Raw genomic sequence first — 12,935 nt, 5'->3', positions numbered from 1 at the left:
ATCGGGGAGACGTCTGCATCATGCAAGGGCAAATCGGAGGCGTCAACGGTTTTGTAGTGAATATTTTCAGTCACTACATATTGTCGGACAAAGCTGTTGGGAATTAGCGCGGGGAGTCGAGGGCGTGCCGGTCAGGACGACACGGGCGGACACTGAAAGCGGTAAAACGTGCAGGGATGGCGTTCAACCACCTGCTGATGCAGGGTGAACCCATCAATGCCGAGCCCTGGCATGACGGCCGCCCAGAACAGCCGAGCCGGTTGATTGGCCTCGATGTGGAAAATCTGCCATTGACCGGGGAATTGACTCAAGAGGGTGGACACGACAAACCGGGCGACACCCCGGCCACGGAAGCGTCGACTGACGAACAGATAGCCAATGTTGTACTCGGCGCCGGGTAGATGGGTCTGGTTATCCACGGTCACGAAGCCGGCCAGTTCTGCGTCGACCTTGATCAGGAAGGGGCGGGTGGCCGGGTTTCGCCAGTAGTCCGACATGGGCTGGATGTTGAAGAAACCGTATTCACCCAGTTTCAGCGGTAACCATTCGCTGAAGTCGTAGGTGTAGAACTGCATCAGGTTTTCGATGGTTTCCAGCTCATCGCGTTGGGCGGCGTGCAGTTCTATCGAAGACATGCGGAGTGGCTCCTGACCGGTCAAGGGACAGGGTTGATTATGGCCGGTGTCGAGTGATCCGTGGCGATGTCAGGTTTGAGTTTTGCCGGCCGGTTTTGCCCTGCGCTGGGTGCCGCCCGGTTTGCGCGGGGCACTCTTGCGTTTTTTCTTCCATGGGGCTGCGGCGCGCCCGGTAGGTGGTGGACCGCTGATGGTCAGGCTGAGCCCTGAGCAGCGACTGACCTGTTTGCTCATCCATGCGGCCTGTTTGGTGACGAATTCTTCCAGGCTCATTTCCCCGCTTTGCACCATGTCCAGGGCCTGTTCCCAGATTGCCGTGGTGCCCGGATCGGCGATGGCCCGGGGCACGGCGTCGATCAGGCTGAACGCGGCCGGTGTGGCGGCCAGGGCCTTGCCGTTCTTGACCAGGTAACCACGGTCGAGCAGGCCCTGGATGATCGACGCGCGGGTCGCTTCGGTGCCGATGCCGGTGGTGTCCTTGAGCTTTTGCTTGAGCAGCGGGTCTTCCACCAGCTTGGCGACATTCTTCATGGCCCTGATCAGGTCGCCTTCGGTGAACGGCTTGGGCGGTTGCGTCCAGAGGTCCTTGAGTTGCACGCCGGCCACAGCGCAAACGATGCCTTCTGCCAGGTTGGGCAGTGTCTGCGGCGCGGGAGCTTCGCGGCCCTTGGCCGGCGCCAGCGCTTCGGGCAGGGCGCGTTTCCAGCCCGGTTCGATGATCTGCTTGCCCACGGCGCGCAGGGCTTGGCCGGCGCAATCGAAGTCGGCCTGGGTGCGGTCGTATTCGTGATTGGGCAGGAACTGCGCCAGGTAGCGGGCACGGATCAGCGTGTAGACCGCGCGCTGCTTGCCCGCCAGCTTGTCGAGGTTCTTCGCCGCAGCCGTGGGGATGATGCCGTGGTGAGCGCTGACCTTGGCATCGTTCCAGGCCCGTGAGCGCCGTTGCGGATCAAGGTGATCGTGCAAGGCGTTCAACGCCGGGTCGGCCTGGCGCAACGCCGCCAGGATGGCCGGCGCCTCGCTGTGCTGACTGAGGGGCAGGTAGCCGCAATCACTGCGTGGATAGGTAATGACCTTGTAGGTTTCGTACAGCGCCTGGGCGATATCCAGGGTTTCCTGGGCGCCGAGGCCGAGCTTCTTCGAGCAGACTTCCTGCAGGGTGCCCAGGTCGAACGGCAGCGGGGCCACTTCGCGCATCCGCTCGGTGCGCAGCCTGATCACCCGCGCACTGGCCGCGCCACTCATGGCGGCGGCCGCCTGTTGTGCCAGCGCCTGGTTCAGGCAGCGGTCCTGATCGTCGCAAACATCGGATGCCGCGCGCCATTGCGCCGTGAACGCGGTGCCGTTGTGCAGCAGTTGTACATCGATGGCCCAATAGGGCACGGGCACAAAGTCGGCGATGCTGCGATCGCGATCCACCACCAGGCGCAAGGTCGGCGTTTGCACCCGGCCGACCGGCAACACGCCTTGATAGCCGGACTGGCGCCCCAGCAAGGTGAATAGTCGACTCATGTTCATGCCGATCAGCCAGTCGGCCCGGGAGCGTCCCAGGGCCGAGTGATAGAGGCTGAAGGTCTCGTTCCCCGGTTTCAGCGCCGCGAGGGCCTTGCGGATTGATGCATCGTCCAGCGCCGACAGCCACAGGCGGCGGATCGGCCCGCGATAGCGGCAATGTTCCACCAGTTCCCGGGCGATCATCTCGCCCTCGCGGTCGGCGTCCGTGGCAATGATCAGTTCGGTCGCTTCACCGAGCAGGCGCTTGACCGCCTTGTACTGACTGGCGGTGCGCGGCTTGACGGTCATTTTCCACTTTTGCGGAATGATTGGCAGGTCGGCCAGCACCCAGCGCTTGTAGCGTGCGTCGTAGGCATCCGGTGGCGCGGTTTCGAGCAGGTGGCCGATGCACCAGGTCACCGTGACGTCTGTTCCCAGCCAGCAGCCATCGCCCCGGCGTTTGGCGCCGAGGACCGCTGCAATGTCTTTGGCCTGGGAAGGTTTTTCACAGAGGTACAGCCGCATAACCACCATCGTCGATCTATGTGCCAGAGGTGCACAGAATGGCGGTTGATGGACGATCGGGCAATCTTTATCTGTATGGATGTACAGTTTTGTGTGTCGTGACGACTGCCTTGCTCCCGTTCGGCTGCGAAGCCGTTGCGAGGGTGAAACTTGGGTTATACCTGATAAAACCGTGGTTTCAGGTTTTGGGGCTGCTGCGCAGCCCGTCGCGGGCAAGCCACGCTCCCACACCGATTTGCAGGTCCATCACCGTCATGAGGAACGTATTCCATGAAAAGCACCGGTCCTAGTCCTGTCATCACCATCGCCGAGCAACCCGGCTGCCTGTTGGTGAAGTTCCACGGAATCCAGGTGGCCGCATCCTCGCGCGCGCTGGTGTTGCTGGAGGCCAATTACCCGCCGGTGTACTACGTGCCGCGAGAGGACATCGACGAGAAGTATTTCGCCCGCACTGATCACACCAGTTATTGCCCGTACAAGGGCGATGCCAGTTATTTCAATTTGCAGGTCCCGGGTCATGAGGGCGCCAACGCGGTGTGGAGCTACGAGAATCCCAAGGTCTCCGTCAGGCAGATTCAGGAGTACATGGCTTTCTATCCGGATCAAGTGAAATTCGAGGTCATCGAACTCGACGAGTGATTGTCGTTTTCACTGCGACAAAGAAGCCACGATCTACTGGCCTCCTGTGGGAGCGAGCAAGCTCGCTCCCCCCTCAGGTTGTTACTGGCCAGCCTCAGTTTTTGTCGAGATCCACGTTGCGTGTCTCACGCAGGCAAATCATCCCCACCACCAGGCTCACCCCGGTGATCAGCACCGGATACCACAGCCCGTAGAAGATGTCCCCGGTGTACACCACCAGCGCGAACGACACGGTCGGCAGGAACCCGCCGAACCAGCCGTTGCCGATGTGGTAGGGCAGGGACATCGAGGTGTAGCGGATGCGGGTCGGGAACAGTTCGACCATCAACGCCGCCAGCGGGCCGTAGCACATCGCGGAGATGATGATCAGCGCAACGATCAGCGCGACGATCATCGGCTTGTTGATCTGCTGCATGTCCGCCTGTTGCGGGTAACCGGCGAGGGTCACGGCACCGCGCAAGGCAGATTCGTCGAAACCATCGATCTTCACCTCACCGACGCTCACCTGCACGCCACTGCCGGCCGGTGCGGCAGCACTGTTGTAGGGCAAGCCCTGCTTGACCAGGAAGGTCTTGACCTTGTCGCACGGGCTGTCGAATTTCGCCTTGCCCACCGGGTCGAACTGGAAAGTGCAGGTGGCCGGGTCGGCCATCACGGTGATCGGCGCCTGGCGGCTGGCCTGGTCGATGGCCGGGTTCGCGTAGTGGGCCAGGGTCTTGAAGATCGGGAAGTACAGCGCGGTGGCCAGCAGCAGGCCGATCATCAGTACCGGTTTGCGCCCGACCTTGTCCGACAGCCAGCCAAAAAAAATGAAGAAGGGCGCGCCGATGGTCACGCTGACAATCAGCAAACCGTTGGCGACGGCCGGGTCCATTTTCAGGAACTGGGTGAGAAAGAACAGCACATAGAATTGCGCAGCGTAGAAGGTCACCGCTTGCCCGGCATTGATGCTGAACAGCGCGATCAACACCACTTTGAGGTTTTCCCATTTACCGAAGGAGTCGCGAATCGGCTGTTTGCACAGCTTGCCTTCCTCTTTCATTTTCACGAAGGCCGGCGATTCGTGCAGGCTCAGGCGAATCCAGGTCGAGATGCCCAGCAACACGATGGAAAACAGGAACGGAATACGCCAGCCCCAGACTTCGAACTGATCGCCGGTGAAATAGCGGCAGCCCAGCACCACCAGCAGCGAGAGCAGCAGGCCCAGGGTCGCGGTGGATTGAATCCAGCTGGTGTGAAAGCCACGCTTGCCGATGGGCGCGTGCTCGGCGACATAGGTCGCAGCGCCGCCGTATTCACCGCCCAGGGCCAGGCCCTGGAGCATGCGCAGCACCACCAGGATGACCGGCGCGGCGATACCGATGCTGGCGTAGGTCGGCAGCAGCCCCACACAGAACGTCGCCAGGCCCATGAGGATGATGGTGGCGAGGAAGGTGTACTTGCGCCCGATCATGTCTCCCAACCGACCGAACACCAGCGCGCCGAACGGCCGCACGATGAAGCCGGCGGCGAAGGCCATCAGCGCGAAGATGAACGCCGTGGTGTCGTTGACCCCGGCAAAAAACTGCTTGCTGATCACCGCCGCGAGGGCGCCATAGAGGAAAAAGTCGTACCACTCGAAGACCGTCCCGAGGGACGAGGCGAAGATGACTTTCTGGGTTTCCTGACTGGTGCCCGCGCTGCGCACGGCTTCCAGCGATTGAACGTGTTCTGACATACCGGTATCCCTCACAGTGATTGTTTTTGTTGTTCCACTGTCGGCACAGGCCTTGTGGGCGGGTGCCGCTACTGCGATGTATCAGGTGTATCCGCTACTTGTAGGAGCGAGCCTGCTCGCGATGGTCGTCAACGATAACGCTGTAAATCTGACACCCACGTGCGCTCTCAGGTTCATCGCGAGCGGGCTCGCTCCTACAGGGGGCGCGTAAGGATTCAGGGGTGTGCGATCAGTTCCATTGTCGGTGTGATGTTCCTTGTGGCGGGGTTGAGAATCATCTGTGCAGCCTTCTCGGCAATCATCAGCGTCGGCGAGCAGGTGTTGCCCGAGGTGATGCGCGGCATGATCGAGGCATCGGCAATGCGCAGGCCGGGGACGCCATGGACCTTGAGTTGCGCATCGACCACGGCGTCGGCGTCGTTGCCCATGCGGCAGGTGCCCACCGGGTGGAAAATCGTGGTGCCGATCCGCGCGGCGGCTTCGTGCAGTTGTTCTTCGCTTTGCAGGCTGTCGCCGGGCAGGTACTCCACCGGGTTGAAGGGGCGCAGGGCCGGCGCGCTGACGATGCGCCGGGTCAGGCGAATGGCGTCGGCGGCCACCCGCAGGTCTTGCGGGTGGCTGAGGTAGTTGGGCTGGATCAGCGGTGCTTCCTGCGGGTTGGCCGAGCGGATGTCCACCCGGCCACGGCTTTGCGGGCGCAAATCACAGACCGAGGCGGTGAAGGCCGGGAACGCATGCAGCGGTTCGCCAAAGCGCTCCAGCGACAGCGGTTGTACGTGATATTCGAGGTTGGCCGAAGTCTGTTCCGGTCCCGAGCGGGCAAAGGCACCCAACTGGCTCGGCGCCATGGACAGCGGGCCGCTGCGGTCATACAGGTAACGCAGGCCCATGCCCAGCTTGCCCCACAGGCTGCCGGCAATCTGGTTCAGGGTACGGGCATTTTCCAGCTTGTAGATCAGCCGCAGTTGCAGGTGATCCTGCAAATTGCCACCGACACCGGGTAGCTCATGGGCGACGCCAATGCCCAGCCGCTCCAGCAGTGGACGCGGGCCGATGCCGGAACGCTGCAGGATGCCTGGCGAACCGACCGAGCCGGCACAGAGGACGATCTCCTTGCGGGCCTTGAAGGTTTTCGCCTGACCCTGCCAGCGGGCGCTGACCGCCGAGGCGCGTCCATTGTCCAGCAGCACCCGGTCGACTTCGACCCCGGTCAGTACGGTGAGATTGGGACGCTGGCGCACCGGCTTGAGAAAAGCCTTGGCTGCGTTCCAGCGGACGCCGGCCTTCTGATTGACCTGGAAGTAGCCGCACCCTTCGTTGTCGCCCTGGTTGAAGTCATCGATGCTGGCGATGCCGCTTTGTTCGGCGGCACTGCGGAAAGCGTCGAGAATCGGCCACGACAGGCGCTGGCGTTCGACTCGCCATTCGCCCGCGGCGCCGTGAAATTCGGCAGCGCCGGCAAAGTGGTTTTCGCTCTGCTTGAACAGCGGCAACACGTCTTGCCAGCTCCAGCCGGGGTTGCCGTCGGCGGCCCAGCGGTCGTAGTCGCCGGCCTGGCCGCGCATGTAGATCATGCCGTTGATGGAGGAGCAGCCCCCCAGCACTTTGCCGCGCGGATAGCTCAGGGCGCGGCCTTGCAGGCCGGGTTGTGCTTCGGTCTTGAAGCACCAGTCGGTGCGCGGGTTACCGATGCAGTACAGGTAGCCCACGGGGATGTGAATCCACGCATAGTTGTCGCGGCCGCCGGCCTCGAGCAGTAATACACGATGTTGTGGATTGGCCGACAGTCGATTGGCCAGCAGACACCCGGCCGGCCCGGCCCCGACCACGACGTAATCGAACTCATCAAGGGAAGTCTGCATCCCTGACCTCGTTTTGTTGTTCTTGTTGTCTGTCATCCTAGTTGTTAGCTTTCGTCAAAAGAATGTTAGTTTTTGCGCAGCCGCTGTGCGTTTTTAAACAGCGCCCCGAACGGCAACGAACAAGGACGCTTCATGTTCGACTGGAATGACCTGCGGTTTTTTCTCGAATTGCAGCGCAGCGGGCGTTTGCTCACGGCCGCTCGCCGCCTGAATACCACCCATGCCACCGTGGCGCGGCACATCGAGGCCATCGAAAAGAGCCTCGGTACGGCGTTGTTCGTTCAGCATGCCCAGGGATATGAGATGACCCCGGCTGGCGAAGCGTTGCTTAAACACGCCGAGGCGATGGAGAACGTGGCGCTGCTGGCCCAGGAGGAAATTACCCAGTCCACCGCGCCGCTGGGCAAGATCCGCGTCGGGGTGACCGAAGGCCTGGGCATCATGTTCCTCGCCAGTCGCATGAACGGTTTGTTCGAGCGTTATCCGGGGCTGGAAGTGGAGCTGGTGGCGGTGCCGCGGTTTGTCAGCATCCTCAACCGCGAGGCGGAAATCAGCATCCACCTTGAGCGCCCGGCGGCCGACATGCTGGTCACCCGCAAACTCACCGACTATCGCCTGGCGCTTTACGCCAGTCAGGACTACCTCGACCGTGCGCCGCCGTTGCGCAGTCGCGAAGACCTGGGGCGTCACGCCTGGATCGGCTACGTCGATGACTTGCTGTTCAGCCAGGAACTGGTGTTCCTCAACAGTTTCTGCCGCAATCCGCAGGTGGTGTTTCACAGTACCAGCGTGATCGCCCAGCAACAGGCGGCGCGCTCGGGCCTGGGGATCGCGGTGCTGCCGTGCTACATGGCCAGCGCCGACCCGGGCCTGGTGCCGCTGTTGCCGGACGAAAGCATCCAGCGCAGCTACTGGATCAGCACCCGCCGCGAACTGCACAAATCGGTGCGGTTGCGGGTGCTTTGGGACTATGTGGTGGAGTTGTGTGAGCGGGAGCAGGGGTTGCTACAGGGGGGCTGAACTGACGCCTTCGCGAGCAGGCTCGCTCCCACAGGATTTTGTGCTGTTCACACTAACTGTGTAGCGCAGCAGATCCATGTGGGAGCGAGCCTGCTCGCGAAGGCGTCGGCACATCCAGCGCCAATTCAAGCAAGAATCTCGAACGCCGTACTGGCCAGCCGTTCACCGTTGACCATGATGTGCACCGCATGGCGCCCCGCGTAATGCCGGCGGGTGGTGAGCTCCTTGATGTGCTGGCCTCGGCTGACGGCTTCGCTGGCGTTGCCGGGCAGCGTCAGGGCCTTGAGCTTGAATACCTTCGCCGAGGTGCTGCCATTGGCCTTGACGTAATCGATGGCGTAGTCGATCACCAGGCGCTGACTGCTTTCAACGGTGGATTTGACGGCAAACGACAGGGTGATCTTTTCTCCCAGGCCAATCACCGGCGGTTCGACTTTCACATCGACGATCTCGACTTCAGGCTTGCCGCCCGCGCCGATAATCGCCAGTGCGCGCTGGTTGCCCTGTTTGATCAGGCTGCGCAGAGCGTGTTTGGCGATCCATGCGGTGTGCCTGTTGTCCAGCGACCAGCCTTCGATCAGGTCCAGCACCCATTCGGGATGATCCTTGGTGATGTCGTTGAGGTGATTGGCCACGGATTTGCGCACGTACAGGCTCGTGTCGGCCTTGAGGTTGTCGAGGATTCTCGCAGCGAGCTGCGGATCGGCCTGAATCGGCTCCAGCCGGAATGACCAGGGCAGGCGTGGCCGGGATCCTTCACTGGCCAGGCGCCGCACATGCTCGTTGTCATCCAGCGACCAGGCGTGCATCAGCTTGAGCGAACGCTCGAGGTCGCTGCGCAGAAAATGGCGGATCGCGAACTCCGAGGAGCCGAAGGCAGTGAAGTACTTCAGGGCGTCCATCGACACTTCGAACGCATGGGCCCCATAAGTGGCGACATAGTGCGGCAGGCACATGCTGACGAAGCCGCTGTTGAGGCGCGGGGCGAGGGCGCGCAGCACCTTGAGTGACGCTTCATAGTCCAGGGGCAGCACGGCGTGCAGGCATTCACTGACCCGGGCCATGCGCTGCATGACGCTGAGGTCTGCCAGGCCGGTTTGGGCCAGCTTCAGGAAGCGTTTGGCCTCGAATGCCGGATAGACCGCGGTCATCTCGCAGGCGATGTGCCTGAGGCGCTCGGTGTTGAAGATTTCCTTCAGAGCAGGGGCAGGTTGGTCGGCCATGCTGGTTCCTTTGAAATTGTGGTTATTCCATCACACCGTGTCATCGTTCTTCGCGAGCAGGCTCGCTCCCACAAGAGGTCTCTGCCAGGCACACAGTTTGTGGGCAACCGAGATCAAGTGTGGGAGCGAGCCTGCTCGCGAAGACACCCTTTAATTCACCTCAAGTCCTGGCCGACTCCTCTTCCAGTTGATCGGACTCAAACAACTTCGCCAGTTCGACTCGCGCTTCCTTTGCCGTCTGCATCACTTTCACGGCGTCGTCATACACCGCATGCTGGGCCTCGAGCACCTCTTCGTCGTGCTGCTTGAAGCGTTTGATCCGTGCATCGGCCTGGGCCTGGGTCAATCCCAGCCCGATCAGGGTTTTGCGGCTCATTTCCAGGCTCGAATAGAAGGTTTCGCGCACGGCGTGGGCGCCGACGTCCATCAGCCGGTGCACATGCTGACGGTTACGGGCACGGGCGATGATTTTCATATGCGGGTAGAGCTTGTGCACCAGCTCGGCGGTCTTGATGTTGGTGTCCGGGTCGTCGGTGGCGATCACGAAAAACTCGGCTTCCCCGACCTTGGCCGCGCTGAGGATTTCCGGGCGCATCGGGTCGCCGTAGAACACCGGCACGCCACCAAAGCTGCGGGACAGCTCGATGGTTTCCACCGAGGTGTCGAGGGCCACGAACTTGATGTTCTGTGCGCGCAGGATCCGCGCAACGATCTGGCCCATGCGGCCCATGCCGGCGATCACCACCCGTGGTGCGTCGGCGTCGATTTCGCGGAATTTCTCCGGCACTTCCACCGGTTGCACTTTCGGGCTGACCAACCGCGCGCAAACCAGCAGCAACAACGGCGTCACGGCCATGGACAGGGTGATGGTCAACACCAGCAAGTCATAGAGTTCTGCGGCGAACAGCCCGTGATCGCGACCGATCTTGAACACTACGAAGGCAAATTCACCACCGGCCGCCAGCACGATGCCCAGGCGGATCGCACTGACCTTCTTCAAGCCGCCGGCCAATCGACCGACAACAAACAGCAGCGGCAGTTTGATTGCGATCAGCAGCAGGGTCAGGCCCAGCACCGCGACCGGCATGCTCAGCAACAGGCTCAGGTTCGCGCCCATGCCGACGCTGATGAAAAATAGCCCCAGCAACAGGCCCTTGAACGGCTCGATCTGGGCTTCCAGTTCATGGCGATACTCGGAGTCCGCCAGCAGCAGGCCGGCGAGGAATGCGCCCAGGGCCATTGAAATGCCAGCCAGCTCCATCAGCCAAGCGGTGCCGATCACCACCAGCAGCGCCGTGGCGGTGGAGACCTCCGGCAGTGCGGTTTTGGTGACTATGCGAAACACCGGCCGCAGCAGATAACGCCCACCTATCACCACCACGGCGATGCTGACCAGCACTTGCAGGCCATGGTTCAGGTCTTCGCCGGCCGTGGTGGCGTGATCGCCGCCGGCCAGTAACGGCACCATGGCGATCAACGGGATTGCAGCGATGTCCTGGAACAATAGAATCGCGAACGCCAGCCGCCCGTGGGGGCTGGTCAGCTCCTTGCGTTCAGCCAGGCTTTGCAGGCCGAATGCCGTGGACGACAGCGCCAGGCCCAGGCCCAGGACAATCGCCGTGTTCAATGGCTGGCCGAAGATCCACAGCGCCACCACGCCAATCACCGAGCCGGTCAGCAACACTTGCGCCAGACCCACGCCGAACACGGATTTGCGCATGACCCACAAACGTCGCGGCGACAGCTCCAGACCGATGATGAACAGCAACAACACCACGCCGAGTTCGGAAATGTGCGCGACGCTTTGCGGGTTGTCGATCAGGCCCAGCACCGACGGGCCGATGATCACACCGGCAAACAGATAACCCAGGACCGCCCCCAGTTGCAGGCGTTTGGCCAACGGAACGATGAGCACGGCCGCCAACAGAAACACGACAGCGGCTTGTAGCAGGTTGCCTTCTTGGGGCATGAGAAAACTCCAGAACTCGGTACAACGGGGAGGACAAGAATAAAGGCTGAGCCCTTCGACGTCAGCAAAGCGCCCGGGTTCAGATGTTACAATTTGCATTAATTAGTTACATTTATAGAATTTGCTGATCAATCAGCTTCGTTTCCGAGCAACTCCATGGCAATCAACTTCGACCTCAATGACCTGCAAGCCTTCCGTGCCGTGGTCGAGCAGGGCAGCTTCCGCAAGGCGGCCGATTCCGTACGGATATCCCAGCCAGCCTTGAGCCGGCGGATTGAAAAGCTCGAAGACGCCCTGGGTGTGAAGCTGTTTGAACGCACCACGCGCAAGGTCAGCCTGACCCAGGCCGGACGGGGTTTCATGCCCAGCGTCGAGCGCCTTCTGGACGATCTGGACGTAGCATTGCTGGGCATCAGTGAAGTCGCTTCGACCCGGCTCGGTCACGTCACGGTCGCCTGTGTACCCTCGGCGGCTTACTACTTCATGCCGCGGGTGATCGCGCACTATCACCGGCAGTTTCCGAAGATCAAGGTCAAGGTGCTGGACTCCAGCGCCCACGAAGTGTTGAGCGCGGTAGTCAATGGCGAAGCGGATTTCGGCCTGAGTTTCATGGGCACGCTGGAAGCCGAAGTGGATTTCGAGCCCTTGGTGCAAGAGGGGTATGTCGTGGCGTGCCGGCGCGATCATCCGCTGGCGGGGCGACGCAGTGTCACCTGGAACGAGTTTTATCAGCAGGATTACATCTCGCTGGATAAAACCTCGGGCAACCGCTTTCTGCTGGATCAGGCGTTGACTGGCGTGGTGCCGCAGCGGCCGAGTATCTGCGAAACCCGCCACGTGACCACCATGATCGGTCTGGTGGAGGCCGGGCTGGGCGTAGCGGCGGTGCCGCTGATGGCGATGCCGGCAGCGGATCACCCGATCCTGACGCGGGTGCCGTTGACGGATCCGCAAGTGATGCGCAGCGTCGGTCTGATCAAGCGCCGGGGTCGAACACTGACCCCGGCGGCACTTGAACTGGAACGGCTGGTGGTGGAGATGAAAGTCCTGCAGCCGTCGGTCAGTGGCTGACCGAGTCCAGTCCGGTCGATTTTACGTCCGGTTGAGCCTGGGCCGAAGCCATATATTCGAGCAAGGCTCTGGCTTCGGCCGGGTGCTGTGCTCCTACCGGGATACCGGCGGCAAACCGGGTAACCGACTGCACTGACTCCGGAATTTTCGCCACGAAACTGACCCCCGGCACTGGCAGTAACTCGCTGACTTGCTGGAAGCCCAGTTGATGATCGCCAGTGGCAACCACCGAACCCACGGGGATTTTCGGGACCATGGTCGACTTGGGCTTGAGTTGGTCTTCGATACCCAGGCGTTTGAACAGCTGCTGTTCGATGTAAACGCCACTGGCGCTGTCGGAGTAGGCCACTGATTCAGCCTCGAGCAGCGTCTTTTTCAGACCCTCGACATTGCTGATATCCGGTTTCGGTGCCCCTTCGCGCACGACCAGGCCAATGCGCGAATCTGCCAGTTCGACTCTTGAAGCGGGATCGACTTTGCCTTGTTTGATCAGATCGTCCAGTGCGTAGCCGACCATGATCACCACGTCGGCTTGCTCTCCGCGGGCCAGGCGATTGGGAATCGCCTCTGGCGCCTTGCCCATGGATGGACCGAGCGCGGTGTCGAGGGTGTTGCCGGTGGCGGCGGCGAACTTCGGCCCGAGAATCTTGTAGGCCGCAGTGAAGCCGCCGGAGGTCATCACGCGGATCTCTTCAGCCTGGGCAATGCCGCTCAAGCCCAGGCTGGCCACCAACGCGAGGGTGGCCAGATTGAACGGTTTTTTCATGGTCATGTTCTCGA

At 61.6% G+C, this 12,935-nt stretch carries 10 protein-coding genes; 3 read left to right on the top strand and 7 right to left on the bottom strand.

Annotated elements, in window-relative coordinates; translation table 11 throughout:
* Positions 1–131 precede the first annotated feature (131 nt).
* The gene (locus ACEN8E_RS16985) at positions 132–635 is read right to left on the bottom strand and encodes a GNAT family N-acetyltransferase (RefSeq protein ID WP_495589094.1); all 504 of its coding nucleotides are present in this window, start codon (positions 633–635) and stop codon (positions 132–134) included.
* Positions 636–704: 69 nt separating this feature from the next.
* The gene (locus tag ACEN8E_RS16980) at positions 705–2,654 is read right to left on the bottom strand and encodes a DNA topoisomerase III (RefSeq protein WP_495589093.1); all 1,950 of its coding nucleotides are present in this window, start codon (positions 2,652–2,654) and stop codon (positions 705–707) included.
* A gap of 270 nt (positions 2,655–2,924) precedes the next feature.
* Here ACEN8E_RS16980 and ACEN8E_RS16975 point away from each other — a divergent pair, with 270 nt between their 5' ends.
* Complete coding sequence (locus ACEN8E_RS16975) at positions 2,925–3,293, top strand: DUF427 domain-containing protein (RefSeq protein WP_495589092.1); 369 nt, start codon at positions 2,925–2,927, stop codon at positions 3,291–3,293.
* A 94-nt stretch (positions 3,294–3,387) separates the two neighbouring features.
* Here the strand turns inward: ACEN8E_RS16975 and ACEN8E_RS16970 are convergent, their stop codons facing one another.
* A complete protein-coding gene (locus ACEN8E_RS16970) occupies positions 3,388–5,010 on the bottom strand; it encodes an MFS transporter (RefSeq protein ID WP_495589091.1) in 1,623 nt (540 codons plus the stop codon).
* Between the two features lie 215 nt (positions 5,011–5,225).
* On the bottom strand, positions 5,226–6,872 hold the full coding sequence (locus ACEN8E_RS16965) for a GMC family oxidoreductase (protein WP_495589090.1): 1,647 nt from the start codon (positions 6,870–6,872) through the stop codon (positions 5,226–5,228).
* 132 nt (positions 6,873–7,004) lie between these two features.
* Between ACEN8E_RS16965 and ACEN8E_RS16960 the strand changes: the two genes are divergently transcribed.
* Positions 7,005–7,892 (top strand): LysR family transcriptional regulator, encoded by an 888-nt coding sequence (locus ACEN8E_RS16960; RefSeq protein ID WP_495589089.1) that lies wholly within the window; start codon positions 7,005–7,007, stop codon positions 7,890–7,892.
* Positions 7,893–8,017: 125 nt separating this feature from the next.
* Here ACEN8E_RS16960 and ACEN8E_RS16955 read toward each other — a convergent pair whose 3' ends face one another.
* The gene (locus tag ACEN8E_RS16955) at positions 8,018–9,115 is read right to left on the bottom strand and encodes a DNA alkylation repair protein (protein WP_495589088.1); all 1,098 of its coding nucleotides are present in this window, start codon (positions 9,113–9,115) and stop codon (positions 8,018–8,020) included.
* Positions 9,116–9,275: 160 nt separating this feature from the next.
* Positions 9,276–11,084, bottom strand: coding sequence for a monovalent cation:proton antiporter-2 (CPA2) family protein (locus ACEN8E_RS16950; RefSeq protein ID WP_495589087.1), 1,809 nt, complete (start codon positions 11,082–11,084; stop codon positions 9,276–9,278).
* A 156-nt stretch (positions 11,085–11,240) separates the two neighbouring features.
* Here ACEN8E_RS16950 and ACEN8E_RS16945 point away from each other — a divergent pair, with 156 nt between their 5' ends.
* Positions 11,241–12,155 (top strand): LysR family transcriptional regulator, encoded by a 915-nt coding sequence (locus tag ACEN8E_RS16945; protein ID WP_429368262.1) that lies wholly within the window; start codon positions 11,241–11,243, stop codon positions 12,153–12,155.
* On the opposite strand, the gene ACEN8E_RS16940 is transcribed toward ACEN8E_RS16945, so the two are convergent.
* On the bottom strand, positions 12,145–12,921 hold the full coding sequence (locus ACEN8E_RS16940) for a substrate-binding domain-containing protein (RefSeq protein WP_495593340.1): 777 nt from the start codon (positions 12,919–12,921) through the stop codon (positions 12,145–12,147). The two genes, ACEN8E_RS16945 and ACEN8E_RS16940, sit on opposite strands and share 11 nt — an antisense overlap.
* Between the last annotated feature and the right edge of the window lie 14 nt (positions 12,922–12,935).

Source organism: Pseudomonas sp. Pseusp9, from assembly GCF_059491265.1.
The sequence above is the reverse complement of the archived record's forward strand: the minus strand, read 5'-3'. Positions and strand labels throughout refer to the sequence as shown.